Origin of the sequence: Streptomyces plumbidurans (genome assembly GCF_019857225.1) — a bacterium.
In the GTDB taxonomy this organism is placed as follows: Bacteria; Actinomycetota; Actinomycetes; order Streptomycetales; family Streptomycetaceae; genus Streptomyces; species Streptomyces plumbidurans.
Genome location: NZ_JAFJSY010000013.1, coordinates 122,544 through 143,960, shown reverse-complemented (window position 1 = coordinate 143,960; position 21,417 = coordinate 122,544). Strand labels below are relative to the sequence as shown.

13 protein-coding genes are annotated in these 21,417 nt (G+C 73.7%); 3 read left to right on the top strand and 10 right to left on the bottom strand.

Annotated features, from left to right (window positions below; genetic code table 11):
* Window positions 1-12 precede the first annotated feature (12 nt).
* The 10 genes from JYK17_RS11840 to JYK17_RS11795 form a co-directional block, all read right to left on the bottom strand.
* Complete coding sequence (locus JYK17_RS11840) at window positions 13-507, bottom strand: hypothetical protein (RefSeq protein ID WP_108006832.1); 495 nt, start codon at window positions 505-507, stop codon at window positions 13-15.
* Window positions 504-1,868 (bottom strand): hypothetical protein, encoded by a 1,365-nt coding sequence (locus JYK17_RS11835; protein ID WP_222810325.1) that lies wholly within the window; start codon window positions 1,866-1,868, stop codon window positions 504-506. The genes JYK17_RS11840 and JYK17_RS11835 overlap by 4 nt, the downstream gene beginning before the upstream one ends.
* A 60-nt stretch (window positions 1,869-1,928) precedes the next feature.
* The gene (locus tag JYK17_RS11830) at window positions 1,929-3,839 is read right to left on the bottom strand and encodes an Hsp70 family protein (protein ID WP_222810324.1); all 1,911 of its coding nucleotides are present in this window, start codon (window positions 3,837-3,839) and stop codon (window positions 1,929-1,931) included.
* Entirely contained in the window at window positions 3,836-5,980 is a 2,145-nt protein-coding gene (locus JYK17_RS11825; protein ID WP_128801630.1) for an Hsp70 family protein, read from the bottom strand. Before JYK17_RS11825 ends, JYK17_RS11830 begins: the two co-directional genes overlap by 4 nt.
* A complete protein-coding gene (locus JYK17_RS11820) occupies window positions 5,977-6,432 on the bottom strand; it encodes a nucleotide exchange factor GrpE (RefSeq protein ID WP_146191685.1) in 456 nt (151 codons plus the stop codon). The genes JYK17_RS11825 and JYK17_RS11820 overlap by 4 nt, the downstream gene beginning before the upstream one ends.
* A gap of 148 nt (window positions 6,433-6,580) precedes the next feature.
* Complete coding sequence (locus tag JYK17_RS11815) at window positions 6,581-6,901, bottom strand: hypothetical protein (RefSeq protein ID WP_108006822.1); 321 nt, start codon at window positions 6,899-6,901, stop codon at window positions 6,581-6,583.
* Window positions 6,898-13,023, bottom strand: a complete 6,126-nt coding sequence (locus tag JYK17_RS11810; protein WP_222810323.1) for a CHAT domain-containing protein — start codon at window positions 13,021-13,023, stop codon at window positions 6,898-6,900. Before JYK17_RS11810 ends, JYK17_RS11815 begins: the two co-directional genes overlap by 4 nt.
* A gap of 2 nt (window positions 13,024-13,025) precedes the next feature.
* A complete protein-coding gene (locus JYK17_RS11805; RefSeq protein ID WP_222810322.1) occupies window positions 13,026-15,617 on the bottom strand; it encodes a tetratricopeptide repeat protein in 2,592 nt (863 codons plus the stop codon).
* A 14-nt stretch (window positions 15,618-15,631) separates the two neighbouring features.
* A complete protein-coding gene (locus tag JYK17_RS11800; protein WP_222810321.1) occupies window positions 15,632-16,105 on the bottom strand; it encodes a hypothetical protein in 474 nt (157 codons plus the stop codon).
* Window positions 16,106-16,243: 138 nt separating this feature from the next.
* Window positions 16,244-17,518, bottom strand: coding sequence for an endonuclease/exonuclease/phosphatase family protein (locus JYK17_RS11795; protein WP_108006814.1), 1,275 nt, complete (start codon window positions 17,516-17,518; stop codon window positions 16,244-16,246).
* A gap of 166 nt (window positions 17,519-17,684) precedes the next feature.
* Between JYK17_RS11795 and cyc2 the strand changes: the two genes are divergently transcribed.
* The 3 genes from cyc2 (at window position 17,685) to JYK17_RS11780 (ending at window position 21,368) form a co-directional block, all read left to right on the top strand.
* A complete protein-coding gene (gene cyc2 / locus JYK17_RS11790; RefSeq protein WP_222810320.1) occupies window positions 17,685-19,838 on the top strand; it encodes a germacradienol/geosmin synthase Cyc2 in 2,154 nt (717 codons plus the stop codon).
* A gap of 177 nt (window positions 19,839-20,015) precedes the next feature.
* Window positions 20,016-20,600 (top strand): PDZ domain-containing protein, encoded by a 585-nt coding sequence (locus JYK17_RS11785; protein ID WP_128801625.1) that lies wholly within the window; start codon window positions 20,016-20,018, stop codon window positions 20,598-20,600.
* Window positions 20,601-20,744: 144 nt separating this feature from the next.
* The gene (locus JYK17_RS11780) at window positions 20,745-21,368 is read left to right on the top strand and encodes a LysE family translocator (RefSeq protein WP_108007473.1); all 624 of its coding nucleotides are present in this window, start codon (window positions 20,745-20,747) and stop codon (window positions 21,366-21,368) included.
* Window positions 21,369-21,417: the final 49 nt, after the last annotated feature.

The window sequence follows — 21,417 nt, the reverse complement described above, 5'->3', positions numbered from 1 at the left end:
GTCCACGGCCCGCTACTGGGCGGGCTGTGTGTAGAAGTACACGCGCACCACCGCTGTGTTCGCCGACGCGCTCAGGTCGAGGAAGTCGTCCGTCGCCATCCGCTTGCCGAACATGTCGGGCCGCGCCTTGGAGAGCTGGCCGTTGACGCGGTGCGCGTACACCGTGCCGCCCTGGCCGCCGCCGAACGTCAGCACCAGGGCCGCCGTACGGCCCTTCCACTTGGCCGTGGCGGAGCGCAGCTGGCGCTGCAGGGAGCCCTTGTCCGTGCCGTGCACCTTGAACTTGATCGGTGAGCGCGACACGCCCTGCGGCCCGGTCGGCGAGGGGTGCGGCTTCGTGGGGGCGGAGGTCGAGGGGGCCGGGGACGGCTTGGGAGGGTCGGCCAGCGGATCCGGCCGGTCCGCCATCGACACCAGCGCGAGCACCAGCAGCAGGTCGGCGAAGAGCCAGCCGGCCAGGACCACCACTCCGGGGCGGCGGGTGCGGCGCTGGGGGCGGGTGCTCACACCTCACCGCCGTCCGGGCGCCGGCGCCGGCCGAACCTCAACTGCATGGTGCCCTGGGTGCCGTTGCCGCCGTCCGGGTACTCGTACGCGTGCCCGTCGGGGGCCGCGGGCGCGGTGCCGTTCGGGCCGTTGGAGCCGTAGGGCTGTCCGGGGAGCGCGGGCGGGCCCGGCGGCAACTGGCGGGTGCTCAGGGTGCGGACGGCCTGGTCGAGACGGGCCGCCGCGTCCTGCCAGTGGGCGGCCGCCGCGTCCCAGCGCTCGGTCGCCTCCCGCATGCCGTCCACCACGTCGTTGGTCCGTCCGGCGCCCGCGGCGACGGCCTGCGCCGCCTGCTCGGCCGCGTGCGCCGCCGCCCCGGACTTGGCCGCGAGCGCCTTCTGCTCGGCGACCAGCGACGAGAACGCGGACTGCACCTCGCCGGAGGCCGACTGGAGCTTGTCCGCGATGAGCCGCGCCGACTCCTTGCTGTCCTGGCGCACCTGGTCCGTGGCGCTCGTACCGGCCGTGACGGCGGCCTCGACGCGGGTGGCCGCCGTCGCCAGCCGCGGCACCTCGGCCGACAGCGCCCCGGCCGCCTGCTGCAGTGCGTCGGTCGCCTTGGCGACCGCGTCCGCGCCGTCCGACAGTCGCTTGTGGCTGCCGTTGGCCTTCTGCAGCAGGTTCTGCAACTGCTGTGCCGCGCGCGTGAGTTCCCTGGAGAACTGGTCCGGGGACGCGGCCCGGTGCGGGGCGAGGCACAGCTGCACCCGGCTCAGCAGCGAGGCCAGCGAGCCGAGCAACTGCTCGTCGCCCGCCTGCCGTTCCTCCTCCGCCCGCTCGGCCCGGGTCCGGGTGTGCGCGTGCCACACCGACAGCAGCACCAGCAGGGTGATCAGTACGACGGCCATCATGGCCACGTTCTCGAACCGGCCCACCGCCGCCAGATGACCGCCGAAACCGGTCTGCCACAGCTGAAGGAAGGGCCGGGTCGCCTGTTTGGGGTTGTCGCGGCTCAACTCGCCATAGGCACGCACCGCTTCGCGCAGGCCGAACCAGGTGACCAGCAGCGGAATGAACACCAGCACACCGAGTACGGCTTCCAGCACGCCGTCCCGGGGGGCCCGCCGCCACCAGGGCGTGCCGGTCGGTGCGCCCGACGGCACGGCGGCGAGGCTCTCCGGGCGTACGAAGGTCTCGACGAGGTCGAGTTCGGCCCAGGCCTGCAGCCGGCGGTCGGCGTCCAGGTCGGCGGCCAGCGTGCGCAGTTCGGGCCTGCGGGCCGCGAGCCGGTCGGGATGCCGGTCGAGCAGTTCTGTCAGCTGCGTGCCCAGCACCTTGCGGTCGAGGAAGTTCTTGTCGTTGTGCTTGGGTGCGGTGGGCACGCGAGTTCTCCTGACTCGGCACCGGAACGTCCGGTGCTCCTGCGATCGGCCGGGCTCTCCTCAGCGGGGGACGCCGCCTCTGTCCCGGTGGTTCCTGCCACGGCGGCTGATGCGCTCCAACAGCTCGTGGGCGAAGGCGTGTTCGGGGTTCCAGGTCAGACACTGCTCCAGCGCCTCGACGGCGTCGTCGAAGCGGCCCCGCCCCTCCAGCCGCTCGGCGTGCCGGTAGGTGCGCTCGGCGAGCAACTCGCGCACCCCGGCGTTGGTGGGGTCGTGGCCGTAGGCGCAGCGCAGCCAGCGCTCGGCGTCGGGATAGTGCTCGGGGGAGAAGTCGGCCATGGCCGCCGCGCAGTGCACCCCGACCATCGCGTCCAGTACGTCGGCGCCCGACGTGCCGTCCCCGGCGGCCTGCCAGGCGGCGTGCGAGGCCTGCACCGCCTCCTCGTACCGCTTCTCCGTCAGCAGGTCCCGCGCCACCGTCAGCCGCCGCGCGGCCTTGAGATCGGCCCAGTGCTCGGAGTCCGTCGGCTCGGCGGAAGCGGGAGCCGCCGCCTGGTCGTCCCCGGTGGCTTCCCGGCCCGGACCGGTGGCCGCGGTGACGGGCGCCGCCGTCTCGGCCGACGGCGCGTCCGGCACCTGGGCCGACGCACCCTCCAGGGACTCCAGCAGGGTCCCGGCCTCGGACAGGATCCTCTCCAGCAGCGCCCTGGCCTCCTTCACCCGGCCGTGCTCGGCCAGCCGGCGAGCCAGCGCGACGTCCAGGGGCACGCCCGGACCGGACGGCGGCACCGACTCCTCGGACTCGGGCGAGGGCGCCGGCGGGGGCGAGGACGCCGGTGGCGGCGACAGCAGGGTGACCGACAGACGGGGGGCCTCCGCCAGGGTGTCGTCGGAGGTGTCCGCGGGCTCCGCGGCCAGGCCCTCCAGGGACGAGGGCGGCGCACCGGCGAGCTGCGAGGCGTGCCACAGCGCGCCCGTGGCGAGCAGGTCCGCGGGGGCCGTGACCAGCTCGCGGCCCAGCCCCCGTACCCCTGACCGGACCGCGGCGAGACGGGTGCCGCCGCCCACCAGGAGCAGCGTGTCGACGTCCCGCCGCTCCATCCCCGACTGGTCCAGCAGGGTGTGCGCCCGGTCGAGCGTACGGCGCACATGGCGCTCCAGATACTCCTCCAACACGGCCCGGTCGAACTGCAGTTGAGCGGGCATCCCACCGCCCAGGTCCAGCTCCAGGAGCCCGTCGCCGCCGGAGGTGCCCATCTCCTCCCTGATCCGTTCCACCCGCGCCCGCAGCCGCAGCCAGTCCGTCTCCTCCAGCCGGTCCGGGTTGGCCCGGCGCCGCGCGGCGCGCAACATGCCGGTCAGCGCCGCGTCGTCGAACGCCCGCCCCCCGGTCGTGGACGCCGACTCGTGGCCCAGCGCCCGGTAGCGCTCCCGCGCCCCGCGCACCAGCCCCAGCTCGAAGCCGCCGTACCCCAGCCCGTAGACGAGGCAGGTCGTACTGCCCCGCCCCTCCGTGTGCCCGATGACCGCCGCCATCGCGTCCCCCATGAGCCGCACCGGGCCGAGCCCGGCCGCACGCGCCGCGTCCAGCAGCGCCGTCCGCTGCCCGGAGTCGTAGCTCACCGGGACGCTGACGACGGTCTGGGTGATCCGCCCGCCGGCCTCCGCCTCGGCGCGCTCGCGCACCTCCCGCAGCAGCCCGGTCACCACCTCCTCCGGCGTCCTCGCCGCCCCGCCCACCCGGACCGGCCGGCCGCTGCCCAGCCGGCTCTTCAGGCTCGGGAACGCCACCGGCAGCGGCCCGGTCACCGTCCGCTCGCACAGCAGCCACGGCCAGCGCGGACCGGACAGCGTGAACCGCCGCACCGGGCCACCCGGACCGCCGAACGCCGCCCGCAGGGCCGTACTGCCGAAGTCGAGGCCGAGCCCCAGCTCGTGCCCCCGCCCGTCCGGGCTGCGCGCCGCGGTCACGTGTCCGCCGCGTCGTCGGGGACCCGCAGGATCCCGTCCAGGTGTTCCGTGTCGCGCAGCGCGGAGACCCGGCGGGCGCTGTAGGCCTGCGCCACCAGGTTGGCGAGATTGCGGGCCTGCTGGGCGGCGAGCAGCCGGTTGCCCTCGGCGTGCGCCTGCTTCACATAGCCCACCGCCTCGTTGATCAGCCCCGCCGTCTCCGGGGGCGCGCCGTCCGCGGCCTCCTCGGCGTGCAGGAACTGACTGGCGTAGCCGCAGTTGTGGTACATGTCGTCGATCAGCAGCTCGGTGAGCCGCTTGTACTCGCCGCTCTCGCCCTGCCTCAGCACCTGCTCGGCCTGTTGCAGATCCCGGCGCACCTTCATCTCCTGCAGGTCCTCGACGAAACCGCCGTAGCGCTGCAGGAACTTCTCCGCGTCCCGCTTCGCCCACTCCAGCCGCTGGCGCAGCGTGGCGCTGTCCGGCTCGTAGGCCGGGGCGGGCGGCTGGGTGCGGGGCTTCTCGCGCTTGGGTGGTGCGGGCGGCATGTGCATCTGGGTGCCGGGCACGTTGATGGACACCGTGATGGTGCGGTCGGCGTCGTAGTTGAACGACACGTCGACGCGCTGGTTGAGTTCGATCGGGTCGGGCAGTTCGAACTCCACCACGCCCTGTTCCTGGTTCTTGCTCGCCACCGGGCTGTTGCCCTCGTACACCGGCACTCTGATGACCCGGGTGTCGGTCGCCTGGAACACCTTGGTGCACGGCTCGGGCAGCGGATACGCGGTTCCGCTCTCGATGATCGGCACGAAGACGTCGCGCTGCGAACCCCGTACGGCGGCGATGCCCATGGCCACGCCCGTCACCTCGTACAGACCGGTGGACCCGACCGCGCGGCCGCTCGCCAGGCTGGTCCCGCAGGCCGAACAGGCGTCGGCCGCCTCGTCGTTGACGGCCCCGCAGTCCTCGGCCGGGCACTCCACCCCGTCCAGCGTCCCGGCCAGGATGCCGGCGCCGAGCGCCACGCACTCCATCGGGTTGATGGTGCGGCGGACCTTCTCCTTGCCGAAGAACGCTTCCACCGCCTCGTACACCGAACGCGTCAGCGTCCCGCCGCCGACCAGCAGCACGTCCGTGATCTGCGCGGTGGTCAGCCCGTCCTGTTCCAGGGTCTCGCGCACCAGGCTCATCGTGCGCTGCACGAGTGGATCCGTCAGCTGCCTGAACTCGGCCTGGGTGAGCGGCATGTAGACGTCGACGACCACGCCGTCGCCGCGGAAGCCGGCCGGGATGTTGATGATGGTCTCGGGCAGGTCGTTCAGTTCGCGCTTGGCCTGCTCCGCGTACTTCTTCGCGGTGAAGCGGAACTGCTTGTCGCCGGAGGGGTCGATGCCGCACTCCCGCTCGACCCACTGCGCGATCCGTTCCACGACCGCCAGGTCGAAGTCGTCACCGCCGAGCCAGTCGTCGCCCGCGAACTTCCGCACCGCGAACTGGGCCGTCCCGTCACGGCCCTTGGTCGAGTCCAGGACCGAGATGTCGAAGGTGCCGCCGCCCAGGTCGTAGACGAGGATACGGCTGCGCTCCCCGGCCTTCTTGTCCATGCCGAAGGCGATCGCGGCCGCCGTCGGCTCGTCGATGATCTTCTTGACGGTGATCCCGGCGATCTCCGCCGCCTCCCGCGTGGCCGCGCGCTGCGCGTCGCCGAAGTGCGCGGGAACGGTGATGACGGCGTGCGTCACCTCCTCGTTGAGGTTGCGCGAGGCGTCCTTGGCCAGCTTGCCGAGGATCGCGCTGGAGACCTCCGCCGGTGTGGTGGTACGGCCGCCGAAGACGACATGGGCGCGCGGGTCGTCGTCCTCGCCCGCCACGATGCGGTAGTTGAGCCGCTCCTTGGCCCGGGCCACCTTGGCGTCCGTGAAGTCGCGGCCCATCAGCCGCTTCACCGACAGCACAGTGTCCTCGGGCTGCCGGTCCGCCCAGTTGAGCGCGTGCTGCCCGACGAGCAGCTGCTCGGCGCCCTCCCGGCGCAACATGCCGACCACCGAGGGGGTCAGATTGTTCGCCTCGCCGTTGCGGACCACCTGGGCCTCGCCGTGGTCCGGGTCGTAGCGCGCCACCACGCTGTTGGTGGTGCCCAGGTCGATGCCGATCGCCGTCATTCCTGCTCCCCCTCCGTGTCGTTCCCGGTCAACCGACCGCTCCCGCCCGCTCGTTCACCGTCCGCCACGGCGACCACCACGCGCGCCGCCCGCAGCACCCGGCCGTCGTGGCCGTACCCGCGCTGCAGCACCTGCACCACCTCGTCCTCCTTCGCCGACGCCGACGGCCGCACCTCGACCACGTGGTGGGTGGCCGGGTCCGCCCGCTCGCCCGTGACCCCGATCGGCTCCAGACCCTCACCGCGCAGCGCGGTCTCGAACCGCTCGGCGATCCGCCGCACCCCGCGCCGGTACGCCTCCGCGTCCCGCTCCGGACCATCACCCAGCAGCCGGTCGAAGTCGTCGAGCGTGTCCGCGCACAGCAGCAACAGCCGCTCCAGTTCCGCCCGATGCCCCGCATCCCGCGCCGCCAGCTCCCTGGCATGTTGATAACCGAGCCGAGCGGCAACCATGTCCGAGTCGCTCACAGCACCCCCAGAGCTCGAACCAACCGGCTTGACGGAAGCGCCCCAAAGGGGCGCGGGGAACGGCGCGCCAAGCCACAACACACCCGCACCCGCCCGACAACACACACCACACCCCCCAAGAGGCGCCCCCCACTCACCGATCGAACCGAATCAACTCGTCCAACAACCGCCCCGCCCACACCGGAGGCACCCCCGCACCACACGACACCGACCCCTCATCAACCGCCGGAGGCTCCTCCTCGCCGAGGTCGTACATCAACAGATCGACCAGCAACCTCCGCCGAGTGCTGCGCAGCACATTCCAGGCCTGCATCGTCCGCAGCGACATCAACTCCCGCCCCTGCAGCTCGAACGACACGTCCTGCATCTCGGCGTGGGACGTCCACGGCGTGACCCCCACCGAAGCCAGCGCGGCGTACGGCGTCCGCCCGCCCGCCGGGTCCTCGATCATCATGCGTGCCCCTCCTCCTGCCCCGTGCCGCCCGTGCCGCCCGTAGCGCCCGATCCGTGCGAGCCGCGCAGAACATCGCGCCACCGGTGGACCGCGTCCAGCAGAACCCCGCGGATTTGCTCCGAGTTCGGGTCGGTGCGGGCCGCGCGGATCAGCAGATACACCGCCAGCGCCACGTCCTCGTCCCGCTCCAGCGCCTGCCGTGCCCGCTCCACGAGGCCCTCCGCGAGCGCGGTCAGGTCGTTCTCGTTCTCCGGCTGTTCGTGGGACATCGCCCGCATCAGCTCGGCCAGTCCGTCGATGCCTATCCGCGTGGACACCAGCCGCTCCAGCGCGTTGAGGGTCTCGGCGAGCGTCTCCCGGTAGTCGTGCACCAGTTCCTGCCGAAGTCCCGTGTGCAGCAGGCCGATCGCCTCCGCGAGCAGGCCCAGCTGCTCCACCGGATCGGCGGTGCGCTCGTCGAGCGTGTACACCAGCGCCCGTACGAGATTGCCGCGGGCGTGGCCCGACTCCGGGTTGAGCTGCAGCGCCCGCCGCAGGTCGGCCTCGGCGGCCGGCAGGTCGAGGGGCAGGCCGTGGCGTGCCCGCGAGGAGGCGCGCCACACGCCGCGCATCGACAGCAGCAGCGACAGCTGGGCGTCCAGCTGGGCCGCCAGGTCCTTGGCGAGCGGCTGCAGCACAGGCTTGACCTGCTCGATCAGCGCCACCGCCGCGTCCAGGGAGGCGTCCCGCTGCTCGGCTGGCGCGTCGATCAGCGCCTCGACCCGCCCGAGCACCATCTGTACGACGGCTCCGGTGATACGGCTCTGCATGCCGCCGCTCGCCGCCGCCGTCACCGCCTGCCGCCAGTGCTCCACCGCCCGGTCCAGCGCGCCGGAGCCACTGGTGAGCGCCGCCTGGGCGAGCGAGAGCCGGGCGTGCACCGCGAGCGCCGCACCGTCCTGCGCGAACCGGGCGTGCCGCCGCGGCAGCCGCAGATAGGCCGGGCCGCGGCGCACGAAGTCCTGGCAGTGGCCGCAGTCGCGCGAATGGGTCTTCGCGTCCCGGTCTGCGCAGTCGTCAGGAAGCTCGGTCAGCGCGGGCAGCACGGGCATCGCCTCGATGGCCTCCTCGAACCGGTGGGCCTCAGCGAGCGCGTAGGCACCGGACAGCTCCGAGAACGCCCAGCGCAGCTTTCGTACGGCGAACTCGCCCGGATCGTGGCCCTGTTGGGCGGCCGCGCTCAGCTCGGCCACCCGCTCGGCCAGCGGCACCTCCAGACGCAGCATGTGCAGATACCGGGGCCCGCAGGCGAGCGCGAGGGCCGTGCCCGGCACCGTCGGCAGCCCGCCGACCTCCTTCAGCACCCTCGCCCCGCCGAGCTCCGCCTCGAACAGCGCCGTCAACCGCCGGTACTCCGCGGCCTGTTCGGGCCGGCCCTGGTCGGTGTGGGTCTCCTCGCCCGCGGCCAGCCCGTCGGACAGATGCAGGCTCAGATCCCGGCGCAGTCTCGTCAGGTCGTCGAGCGACACGGTCCGCTGGTAGCAGGCCGCGCGTTCGGTGCGCCAGCCGTCCCAGTAGCCCTCGTCGCTCAGCAGCGCGGCCCAGTACGCGAGGGCCTCCTCCCAGGCGCGCACCGCGTGCTCCCAGGCGCCGCTGTGTTCCAGTTCCCGCGCCTGCCACAGCCGGGCCACGGCCAGACCGTGCACCACCGCCATGTCACCGGGGGCCGTCGCCAGCCGCTCCTCCCAGGCCGCCACGGCCGCGTCCCGGCCCCGGGCGAGCAGTAGCAGCAGCGGGGCGTCCTTCGGGAACCGCTCGCACAGCGCCTGCAGGGGATCGGGCCCGTCGTCCGGCGCGAGATGCGCGACCGCCTCACGGACCGCGGCCGGGGCGTGCCACCGGTAGAGCTGCGCGTCCAGCTCCAGCCGCCGCGCGGCCACCCGCAGCCGGTCCCAGGCCACCCGCTCCGGCCAGGACCAGCTCATCTCCTCGCGCTCCATCAGCGTGAACGACACCTCGTTCACCGCATCCATCGACGAGCCCGGGCCTACGCCCGCGTCGCGCAGCGCCAGATACGGGAACGTCCGGTCCCGCAGCGCGAACGGGTCCGCCACCAGCGGCTCGCCGATGGCGCCGTCCACCCAGGCCAGCCGCAGCACGCCGCGCAGCCGCACTGCCTGCGCCCGCGCCCCCTCGTGCCCGTCACCGGCCCGCTCGTAGGCCTCGGCGGCCGCCGCGAACCGGCCCTGCTCCTCCAGCAGCCGCCCCTCGGCGTGGGCGAGCCGCGCCCCGGCGTCGCGGTAGGACCCGCTCGCCCGGAAGGCGTCCACGGCCCGGTGCCAGTCCCGCCGGGCCTCGGTCAGCCGGCCCCGCGCATAGGCGGCGATCAGCGGCGCGTCGGCGTGCGCGCGGAGTGCGTCGGCGCTGCGGCACGCCTCCTCCCAGTCGCTCTCGGCCTCGGCGAGCCGGGCCCGCGCGTACTGGGCGCGCACCGCCGCGTCGGCGAAACCGCCGTCCTCGGCGAAGGCGTCCGCCAGCTCCGCGTACGCCTCCCGCACGGCACCCCACTGCTCGGCGCCTTCGGCGACCGCCTCCGCCACCCGCGCCTCGGCGTACCGGGTGCGGGGCGCCACGTCGGCGTGGCCTGCGGGCAGGGCGCGGTAGGCGGCCAGCGCCTCCTCCCAGGCCTCGTCGCGCTCGTGCAGCCGCGCCAGCACGTATCCGTGCCACAGCGCGAACTCCTCGTCCTCGGCGGCGAACGGCTCGAACAGGTCCCGGGCACGCTCCAGTTGGGCCTGCCCCAGCGCGTGCAGCCCGGCCGCTTTGCGGCGCAGCAGACCGACCGCCCCGTCCAGGGCAGCGTCCGGTACGTCGTCCAGGTGCCGGAGCACCGAGATCCAGGTGTCGGCCCTGGCCTCCTCCTGCTGTTCGGCGATCCGTGCGCGTGCGTACCGCCGCCGATGCCCCACGTCGCCGTCGGCATGGCTGTCCGGCAGCCCGCCGAAGTCCTCCACGACCGCCTTCCAGTCGCCGCGCGCGGAGGCCGCCCTTCCTTGCGCGTACAGCCGCAGCGGCGCGGGCGGCTCCGGGAAGTCATGGATACGGTCGGGGACTTCGGCGAAGTGTTCGCGGGCCGCGTCCCACTCCTCGCACAGCGCCGAGGCCCGCCCCAGGGCGTAGTGCCGCCGGGCGGAAGCGTCGGGGTGCAACGCCTCGGCATACGCCCCGGCCGCCGCCTCCCACTCCCCGGCCGCCTCCGCCACCCGCCCCTCGGCGAACCGACGCTGCCGCAACGTGTCCTCGAACCCGTCCGGCAGCATCCCCCAACACTCCAGCGCCCGCCCCCAGTCACCCGACTCCGCCACAAGCCCGGCCCATTCCCGCACCCGCTCCCACAACTCGGGGATCCAGGAGGCGGGGTCGGGGAGTGGGTCGGCCAACAGGACTGGGCTGTCGCCGACTTGAGGGTGCGCTCCGGCGTGGGGCGCCTTGCCGGCGACCACCGCGCTGCCCGCCGGGGGACGGTGTGCGGCTGGTAGGGCTCTACCGGGCTCTGCGGGCAGCCGGGTTGCCGGGGGCGAGGTCTCTTCGTCTCCTGCGGGCACGCCTGCCACCGAGGGCGGGGTTCCTTCGGCTTCTGCGGGCAGCCGGGCCGCCATGGGCGGGGTCGCTTCGGCTTCCGCGGGCACCCCAGCAGCCGTGGGCGGGGCCCCTTCGGCCTCAGCGCGCAGTTCGGCCGCCGAGGGCGGGGTTCCTTCGGCCCCCGCGGTCAGTCCGGCCGCCGGCGTTAGGGCTCCTTCGGACTCCGCGGGCAGTCCGGCCGCTGCGGGCAGGGCCCCGGCCTCTGCGCACAGTGCAGCCGCCGCCGGCAGAACCCCTTCGGCCTCCGCGCGCAGCCCCGCCGCCGTCTGCATCGCCTCCAGTGCCTCGGGCCAGGCGCCGTTCTTGATGGCCGCGCGGCCCCTGGCGTGGTGGGCTCGAAGGGCGGCGTCGATGAAACCGTCGGCCGTCGTGAACGCCTCGGCCGCCTCCTCCCACCGTTCCTGTTCCTCCGCGACGCGCGCGGCGGCGTAGGCGAGCCAGGAGGTGAGTGCGGGGGAGTGGGGCCGAGTCCGTGCGTGTCCGTTGGAGCTGCCGCTCGGTGCCCCGGCCTGTACGTCCAAGGCCGCCCCGCCGTTCTCGGCGCCCCGGGCCGCCGCCTCCTCGAACGCGTCGTGGGCCGCGCTCCAGTCCCCGGCCGAGGCGGCCTGACGGCCCCGGGCGTAAGCCGCGCGGGCCGTCGCGTCGGGCAGCTGCGGGCAGCGCGCGTAGGCGTCCGCGGCGGCGGTCCAGTCCCCGCTCTCCTCGGCCGTGCGGCCGTGCACATACGCCTGTCCGGCCAGCGCCGGACCGTGGTCGGCGCGGAGCGCGAGCGCTCGGTCCCAGGCGGCGGCAGCGGCCGCCCAGTCGCCCGTGGCGCAGGCCCCGGACGCTTCGGCGCAGGCCTCCTGCACCGCCTGCTCCTCCACGGCGGTGTCGCGCAGCCGCTGCGCGTCACCGAACCCGGCGGGCCGCTCGGCGAGGATCTCCGCGCACAGCGCGAGCGCACCGGGCCAGTCCGCCTCCCGCGCGGCCGCGTGCGCCTGCTCCAGCAGCGCGGTGAGCCGGGTGAGGTCCTGCACCTCCTTGTCCAGGAGGGGCAGCCAGGCCTGTTCGCCGTGCGGCAGCGCGCCCCGCACCCCGGGCAGCGCCCTGTGCGCAGCCGTCGCGTCCTCCGCGGCCAGCAGCTCGCACAGGCCCTGCACCTTCTCCCAGGCCAGCTCGTACGCGGCCTCCTCGCGAAGCAGCTCCTGCTCCCGGCGGAACCGCTGCACATCGGTGGCGAGGATGCTGCGCACCTGCTCCCAGTCCCTGCGCAGCCGCTGGAAGCGGGCCGCTTCGATCAGCTGGGCCGAATCCACGTCCCCGATGGGGTTGTTGTAGGCATCCAGCGCCTCGGCGCCCCGGCGCAGCGGATCGTGCGCCGCGTGGCCGCCGTCGCGCACCCCGCGCGCCTTGAACAGCCAGCCGTGCCGGCACTCCTCGTGCAGGAACAGCGCCGGGGTCGCCCACTCGGTGGCCGTGTGCCCGGACTGGTAGGAGATGGTGCGGCGGGCGTAGGCCATCGCCTCGTCGATCGTCCGGTTGGCCGCGATCTTCTTCAGCAGCGCGGGCCCGAACAGACCCGCCGAACGGTCGCTGACCCGGCCGTGCATGGCCACCACCGCGGGCACCCCGCCGTCGATCAGCGCCTGGGCGAGCCCCGAGAACGGCTCGGTGTGCGAACTGTCCGCCCCCGAACAGAGGTTGAGCACCGCGAGGCGCAGCCGGGGTGCCTGCAGCAACATGCCGCTGAGCAAATCGGCGGGCACCTGGTCGGTGCGCCCGTCCACCGTCTCGAGGTGCACCGTGCCCCTGCCGCGCTCGGTGTCGTACGTACCGTGGGCGATCAGCAGGACGGCTGTGGTCAGGTCCGAGCGCTCGCCCAGCGCGGCCTCCAGCCGCTCGCGGGTGGCCGGCCGTACGAGCGTCGTCTCGACGGCGACCTGCGGCAACTCCCGCAGCAGCGACGCGACTTCGTCCTCGCCGACCGGAAGCTGCGCGCCTTCGGGCGAGGCGTGCACGACCAGCAGCCGGATCCTGCTCGGGGCGTCCTCCGGGTCGGGCAGCCGTCTGCCGATCGGTCCGCCCGGCAGTGACCGCACCAGCGACAGGCTGTCGTGCAACGCGGGCGCCTGGCCCGGTTCGGCGGCGGGCGCGCACAGCGCCTCCAGCGGCAGCGAGCGCAGACCCGGCGGCAGGTCGAAGCGCAGCCGCAGCCCGCGCGCGGGCTGCATGCGCCGCACCCGCTCGTGCGCCGCGCGCAGACACTCGGCCGCCCGTCGGCCCAGCAGCAGTGCGAAGACGTCCCGGCCCAGGTCACGCAGCCGGGCGGCGGGATCCTGGTCGCCGAGCGGCGCGTACCCGAGCTCGGCCTCGATCAGCTGCTCCAGGCGCTCGCGATAGGCCTCGGGCCTGGCCCCCACCGTCAGTACGTCAGCGGCGCCTCCCGCACCGCTCACCGTCAGTACATGCCGGTGCGCGCCGACCTGGCGCACCCGGAAGCGCAGCTCCTCGTATTCCATCACTACGGCAGTCCCCCGATCCGCCCCTGCTCCAACTCCGAGTGAACCAGGGCGAGATCGGCCTCCACCAGATCTCGGAGCTGAGAGAGCTCAGGATCCCCGGGAAAGTGCTCCAGTGCCGCCGTGACCCGGTCCAGCGCCTCCTGCAGCCTGCTCCTGCACCCCACCAGGCTTCCCGACCACCGCATGCGTGCCCCGAGGATGCGCAGGACGACCCCCAGATTGGCCTGGGCCCGGTGCAGATGGGGGTTGATCTCGACCGCGCGGCGCAGATCGGCGGCCGGGCCCTCCAGCCGGTCCATGTCACGGTTGGCCTGTGCGATGCCGCGGTCGGTCAGGACCCGCGCCAACTGCCCCTTCAGACGCTCGTGCTGGCCCTCGCCGAGCAGGGCGTACGCCGACTCCAGGGTCGAGCCCGCGGCGTCGATGTCACCGGCCCGGTGCAGCGCCTTGGCCGCGGCGAGCGCCGTGTCGGCCACGATCGCCTCGACCTCCGGGCCCTGTCCGATGGCCCGGGCGTGAGTGAGCGCGCGCTGCCAACTCGTCGCGGCTCTGCGGACATCGGGCCCGGTGGGCGTCAGCGCGGCGCGGCCCTGGGCGAGGCGTGCGGCCAACGCGAGCGAGCGCCCGTCCCGCATCAGCAGGACGTGTTTGGCAGCCTGTCCGGCGTAGGCGGGGTTACGGGTGTCGAAGCGGGTGCAGTCGGGATCGCAGACGGCACCACGCTTCGCGCGAGGCGCGGCCGCCCGCCCATGGGACGCCGTATCCCCGCCCGACTGCTCTCCACCACCGCCTCGCCTGCCCTCGTCCCCGCTGCCGCCGCGGGCGCGGCACCTCGGGCAGCGCAGTCCCGACAGCGCGGAGAGCGCCTCCGCGGGACGGTCGAGGCGGAGCAGGGCCTGCGCGAAACCGAGGTGGGAGAAGGCCTGGCGGAGCGCCGGTGCGGCGTCGCCCGCCGCGGAGACGAACGCCCCCAACTCCGCCTCCCTGCCCAACTCCACGATCCGCAGCGGACCGCACACCAAGGGCGCGGAACCGGTCGCCAACGGCAGCCCACCGGCCTCTGCGAGCAGCCGCGCCGCCTCGGTCTCGCGGTGCAGCAGCGCCTCGGGGGAGATCCGGTCACCGGCGCCCGTCTCGGGCATGAGAGCTTCCAGCGCGGCCTGGAGGTCGGCGCGGAGCGTGGCGAGGTTCTTGTCGTCGACGACCACGCCGTACCGCTCGGCCGCACCGGCGCGCAGCCGCTCCCAGAAGGGGGTGTCGTGCAGGAGCCCGGCCCAGGAGGCGACGCATCGGGACCAGGTACGGGGTACGTCCGCGCCGGCGTCGTCCGCGGTGTCTGGGTCTGGGTCTGGGTCTGTTTCTGTGTCTGGGTCGGTGCCGGTATCGGCGGCTGCGGCTGCGGCTGCGGCTGCGTCGGTGTCCGTGCCGTCGCCGGGTGCGAGCGCGTGCCAGGACATCACGGCGAGGGTGTGCGCGAGATGCCGGTCGGTGGGTGCGGAGCGCGCCGCGTCCGCGATCACCGCGATGCCGTCCTCGCGACGGCCGCTCAGGCAGAGGGCGACCGCGTGCGGAAGGCCGAACTCGCGGTTGCCGGGGTCGAGTTGGCGTGCCCGGTCGAGCAGGGTCACGGCCCGGTTCCAGTCGTCGGCCGCGCGCGGGCGGCCCTTCGGCCCGGTGGCGGCGGCGCGCTCCATGGCGGACCGGGCCGCCGTGCCGAGCCGCCGGGCGACCTCCGGTGCCGTGGCGCCCGAGAGGGCGGCCAGCACCCAGCGGGCCTCCGCGTCCAGCGGGGCGATGCGCTCCGCTGAGCGTAAGTCGGCGAGTGCGTCGGCGGGTCGGCCGAGCCGTACGCGGACGTGGGCCCGCTGCACCAGGCTCGCCCCGTCACCGGGCCACCGCTCCACCACCTCCGTGAACCTCGACTCGGCCAGCTCGTAGGCGTCCCGGTCCTGCGCTCCCCGGTGCGCGGCGGCGCAACCCAGCCAGTACAACGGCTCCCGACTCCCCGGCCGCAACCGCCCCGCCCGCCGAAACTCCCTCTCGGCCCGGTCCGCTTCCTCCATCCAGAGCGCCAACCGGCCCAGGCCGATGTGGGCTCGGGCGGCGAGGTGGGTGGGGGTGGGGCTTTGAGCGGTCGCGTGGGCGTCTTTGTCCGCGCCTGCTGCCGTGTCCGCGTCCGCGCCTGCAGCCGTGTCTGCGTCGGTGCCGGCGTCCGTGTCCGGCACGGCGGTCGAGTCGGCGTCCGAGTCGGAGCCGCAAGGCGTTTCCGCGTTCGCGTCCGGGGCGGGCGATGAATCGGCATCCGCGCCCCGGGCGGTGGCCGAACGGCCTGCCGAGTCGGTGCCGGCGTCCGTCGCGGGTGCCGCGCACCCGCTGTCCCCCTCCGGACTGCCGTCCTCCAGCGGACCCACCTCGGCCAGTACCGCACGGAACGCCCGTGCCGCCGCCGTCAGGTCCCCCGCGGCCAGAAAAGCCTCCCCCCGCTCGCAGTTGCGCAGAATCCGGTTCGGCGGGGCGGCGGGGCGCCTTGCCCTCGCGTCCTCGGGGCGGGGCCGCGCGTCCGGTTCGTGGTGCACGTCGTCGTACGCCACTTCGCCGCCGCGCCTCAGCCCGCCGCCTCGTCCAGTTCGGAGCGCCACCTGCCGCGCGCGAGGTCGTAGTGCAGGGGGCCGACGGTGAACCCGCTCAGATCGAGCGCCGTGAGCTGCTCGTACGCGTGCTGCGGCAGGTCCGCCTCCAGGACGATCCGCAGCCCGGTCCGCTCGTCCTGCAGCACCAGCGGCCGGGGCGCCGCGTCCGGCGCGGTCGTCCCGCGCCGGAACAGGAGGGCCACGAGATCTTTGAACGCGCGGTAGCCGTCCTTGACGGCCTCCCCGCCGAGCCCGCTGAGGAAGGCCTGCAGAGGCAGTGACACGAGCACCAGCCACTGCAGTTCGGCCGGGCCGCGGTGATCGAGCGTCCGCCGGACACGGACCGCGGGCGCACCCAGTTCCCGGAACCCGGCGGTCAGTTCCCGCTCCAGCTCCGCGGAGACGTCGTGGGTGAGCAGCAGCTCCGCGCGCAGCGGTGCCTCGGTCATGACGGCCTACCTCCCCCGGGCCGCGAACGGCCGGTCGGCTTCCATGTGGCGATCGAGCCTAGGCCCCACGGATCGCCCGGCGCCACCTGAACAGCCTTGCCTTCACTCCTACTTGGCAGTACTGCCACAGACGTCCGGTCAGTCCACCCGTATCTCCTGCCACACCATCCGGTGGTCCGAGGTCACGACCGTGGTGCCGTCGCCGACGAGGCGGTACAGCGGGTCGTCGGACGTGGGCCAGAACACGCCGTTCGCCCCAGGCGTCAGCCCCTTCGACGGAAGGATGTGGTCGACCCGCAGATTCCCCGGCGCGGTGTCGGCGAAGTCCCCCGTGTCGTACGCCGGGTTGCCGGTCTGCGAGGTGTTGGCGCCGCCCTGCAGCCGGGCCGCCTCCACCGCGCCCGCGCTCGCCGGCGGGGTGGCAGGGCGGCGCACCGCGGGATGGTCGAGGAGCTGCAGTACGGCGTGGTCGTAGCTGTCGCCGTCGAGCGGGTCCGCGTTCAGGTCGCCCGCGATCACGAACCGCGCTCCGGGCCGCAGCCCGCCGCGCACGCCCTTGTCGTCGTAGAGGTAGGCGCTGCGGCGGCGCCCGCCGATGTAGTCGGCCCAGAGCCGGATCTCGTCGTGGTTGCGCCGGCCGTTGCGGTCCTCGGGGCCGTCGAAGGAGGGCGGCGTCGGGTGCGACACCAGGAAGTGCACGGTGTCGCGGCCGATGCGCAGCGGCACGTCCCAGTGGCTCTTGGAGGACAGCCGGAAGATCGCGCGGGCCTCGTCGCTGTAGTACCCCGGCGGCATCACGTTGCCCGGCATGTCCTTCCACAGGAAGTGCCGGAAGGTGCGCACCGCGCGCGTGTCGATCGGGAACCTGGACAGCACGACCATGCCGTACTGCCCGGGGAAGAAGCCGTATCCGAACGCGTCCTGGCCGTAGGCGTCCGAACCGGGCGTCGTCACCGCGCCGTTCTTGCCGTCGAAGTCGACACCGGAGGCCACGCCCGTGTTCACCGGGCCGGTGAAGTGGTGCGCGAAGTGCAGCGGCCGGGAGCCGTTGTGGCTCACGGCGAGGTAGTTGCGCAGGAACAGGGAGATTGCCGTGCCGTGCTCGTCGTAGTCGAACTCGTTGATCAGCAGGACGTCCGGGTCCACGCGCTGGATCGTCTCCGCGACGTTCCGCGCCTGGGCGTTGTGCGGGGTGGACAGGTCGGTGACCAGGGCGCCTTGGGTGCCTCGGTTGAGCGACGCGTTGAAGGTCGCGAAGCGCACGGTGCGGCCGCCGTGGCTGCCTCCCGCGCCCTGGGCGCTGCGGGCGAGGCCGGACGCCGCGGCGGGCACGGCGGCGGTGCCGGCCAGTGCGGCCCCGGCGAGCGAGGCGAGGGCGGTGCGGCGGGAGAGGGTTCTGGGCTGGTGGTCCATCGGGACTCCGGTGAGGGAGGAGACGTGAACTTCGGTAGTCTGCGCGCGTAGAGGTGAACGTCACAAGGGCCCGGGAGAACTCCCGAATCCACCCCTGATTCACGCGATGGTGTGATCATGTCCGGGCCGGAGGATGGTGCCGACGGGCCACGGGTAGGGCCCGGCCATGACGCAACAGCCGTTCGAACTCCCGCACTTCTACATGCCGTATCCCGCGCGGCTGAACCCTCACGTCGAACAGGCACGGGCCCATTCGACCGAGTGGGCGCACGCGATGGGCATGTTGGAGGGGTCGGGGATCTGGGAGCAGTCCGACCTGGAGGCTCACGACTACGGACTGCTCTGTGCGTACACCCACCCCGAGTGCGACGGCCCGGCCCTGTCCCTGATCACCGACTGGTACGTGTGGGTCTTCTTCTTCGACGACCACTTCCTGGAGATCTTCAAACGCACCCAGGACCGCGCCGGCGGCAAGGCCCATCTCGACCGGCTCCCACTGTTCATGCCGATGGGCCCCGACACCCCGATGCCCGAGCCGCAGAACCCGGTGGAGGCCGGACTCGCGGATCTGTGGACGCGCACCGTGCCCGCCATGTCCGCCGACTGGCGCCGCCGTTTCGCCGTGGCCACCGAGCACCTGCTCAACGAGTCCCTGTGGGAGCTGTCCAACATCAACGAGGGGCGCATCGCCAACCCCGTCGAGTACATCGAGATGCGCCGCAAGGTGGGCGGCGCCCCCTGGTCGGCGGGGCTCGTGGAGTACGCGACGGCCGAGGTCCCCGCCGCGGTCGCCGGCTCGCGGCCGCTGAGGGTGCTCATGGAGACGTTCGCCGACGCCGTCCACCTGCGCAACGACCTCTTCTCCTACCAGCGCGAGGTCGAGGACGAGGGCGAGAACAGCAACGGCGTGCTCGTCCTGGAGACCTTCTTCGGCTGCACCACCCAGGAGGCCGCCGACACCGTCAACGACATCCTCACCTCGCGCCTGCACCAGTTCGAGCACACCGCCCTGACCGAAGTGCCCGCGCTGGCCCTGGAGAGGGGTCTGACCCCGCCCGAGGTCGCGGCCGTCGCCAAGTACACCCAGGGACTGCAGGACTGGCAGTCCGGCGGCCACGAGTGGCATCTGCGCTCCAGCCGCTACATGAACGCCCGCGCGCAGTCGGCGAATCCGTGGCACGGCCCGCCCGGCCCCGGCTCGTCCGCCGACATCGGCGCCCTGCTCGCCGCGGCCGGCGCCGAGCGCCTGCGCGCGTACACGCACACGCCGTACCAACGGGTCGGGCCGTCCCTGCTGCCCGACTTCGACATGCCCTTCCAGGTCGAGGTGAGCCCGCATCTGGAGGCGGCCCGGCCCCGGCTCACCGCCTGGATGCACGCCATGGGCATGCTGGAGGAGGGCGTCTGGGACGAGGACAAACTCGCCGCCTGCGACCTCCCGCTGTGCTCCGCGGGCATCGATCCGGACGCGACGCCCGAGGCCCTGGACCTCAGCTCCCGGTGGCTCGCCTGGGGGACGTACGCCGACGACTACTACCCGCTCGTGTACGGCAACCGCCGCGACCTGGCCGCGGCCCGCCTGACCACCCGGCGCCTCGCCGACTGCATGCCCCTGGACGGCGAGGTGGCCGTCGTCCCGGTGAACGGCATGGAGCGCGGCCTCACCGACCTGTGGGCGCGCACGACGGCCGGGATGACCCCGGACGAACGGCGCACCCTCAAGGACGCGGTGAACGCGATGACCGAGAGCTGGGTGTGGGAGCTGTCGAACCAACTGCAGCACCGCATCCCCGACCCGGTCGACTATCTGGAGATGCGCCGCGCCACCTTCGGCTCCGACCTCACCCTGAGCATGTGCCGCACGGGGTACGGCCCGGCCATCGCGCCCGAGGTCTACCGCAGCGGCCCGGTCCGCTCGCTGGAGAACGCGGCCATCGACTACGCCTGCCTCGTCAACGACGTCTTCTCGTACCAGAAGGAGATCGAGTACGAGGGGGAGATCCACAACGCGATCCTCGTCGTGCAGAACTTCTTCGGCGTCGACCACCCGACCGCGCTCGGTGTCGTCCACGACCTGATGACCCAGCGCATGCGCCAGTTCCAGCATGTCGCCGCACATGAACTACCCGTCGTCCAGCAGGACTTCGGCCTCTCCGAGCAGGAGCGCGCGGCCGTGGACGGCTATGTGCGGGACCTGCAGCACTGGATGGCGGGCATCCTCCACTGGCACCGGTCGGTGGACCGCTACAAGGCCGGCTACCTCGCTCGCCGCGCCCACGGCTTCGTCCCGGGCCGCCCGCCTGCCGTGCCTGTCCTGTAGCGGCCCGATCCTGACGCCGGTCTGCCGCTCGCCCGACTCCCTGTCGCGGGCTCCGTGCCGCGGGCGGCGGCCGCGGGTTCACCGCCCCGCCTGCCACCGCTGACCGCAGGTCAGTCTCACTCGTTCGTGGCTCGTCGTGCGCCGGAGCGCCGGGTAGTGCTCCAGCGGAGGCGATCGATGGAACAGACTGCGTTGCGTCCCAAGCCGATGCCGGGCCAGGATCCCGGCCGTGGCACCCGATCCGGCGTTCCCGTCCGGCGTCCGCACGCCGCACGCAGGCGGGCACGGCGGCTGCGGGCCCTGTTGTTCGGCCTGTTCGTCGCGGTGGTCCTGGTGCTGTCCGGGGTGGGCATCGGCACCGTGGGCGCCACCGTGATCGGTATGAGCAAGCTCGCCGACCTGCAGCGCCAGGCACCGCAGCGGCCACCCGCGCTGCCGCACACCGGCGCCGCCGTCCCCACCGCGACCCCGGCCCCGCCCGCGTCCCCCGCACCCGCCGCCGCGACCCTGGGCCTGGAGGCCGTCGACGCGCAGAAGGCGGGAGCCCTGATCGTCGCCGTCCACGTCCCCGGCCCCGGCTACTCGGCGGGCCTGGTCCGCGGTGACGTACTTCTCACCTTCGGCGGGAGCCGCGTCGACACGGCCGCCGACCTCGCCCGCGCCGTCGCGCACGCCCGCCCCGGCACCGGCGTCACCGTGACGGTTCGTCATCACAGTGGCGGATACCAGCAGTTGGCGGTGGTCCCGGGGTTCGTCATGTGAGGACCGGCCGGGTACGCGCCGCGGCACGCCCGCCGGGAGCGCGAGCGGCGTCGTGAGGGGCGTGGCGACGGGAGTGGGGAGACGTCGTGGGGCGCCCGGGAAAAGCGGTGGCCAGAGCGGGCGACGCGAGCAACGATGGCCCTCATGATGAGCACCCTCCTCGCCTTCCTCGGCGCCTGCACCCTCATCGCGGCCTCGCCCGGCCCCAGCACCGTGCTGATCATCAAGCAGTCGCTGCGCAGCAGACGCTCCGGGTTCCTGACGGTCCTCGGCAACGAGACCGGCGTCTTCACCTGGGGCGTCGTAGCCGCCTTCGGCCTGACCGCGCTGCTCGCAGCCTCCGAGGTGGCCTACGACGTGATGCGGATCGTCGGCGCGGTCGTCCTGGTCGGCTTCGGCATCCAGGCACTGCGGCAGGCACGCCGCGCCGGGGGCGCGCCCGAGGACACGGCGTGGGAGGGCACGCGGAAGAGCGGCTGGGCGACCTACCGCGGCGGGCTGCTGATGAACCTCGCCAACCCCAAGGCGGCGATCTTCGCCATGTCCTTCCTGCCGCAGTTCGTGCCCGAGGGCGCCCCGCACCTCGCGACGATGGTCGGACTGTCCGCGCTCTGGGCGGTCTACGAGGTCGGCTACTACGGCCTGTACGTGTGGTTCGTGGGCCGGATGCGGGCCGTCCTGTCCCGCGCCGGGGTGCGCCGGCGCCTGGAGCAGGTCTCCGGTGGCGTGCTGCTGCTCCTCGGCGTGCGCCTCGCCCTGGAGAGCTGACGGGATGCGCGGCGCGGCCCCTGACCTGCCCGGCGCGGCGGGTGACATG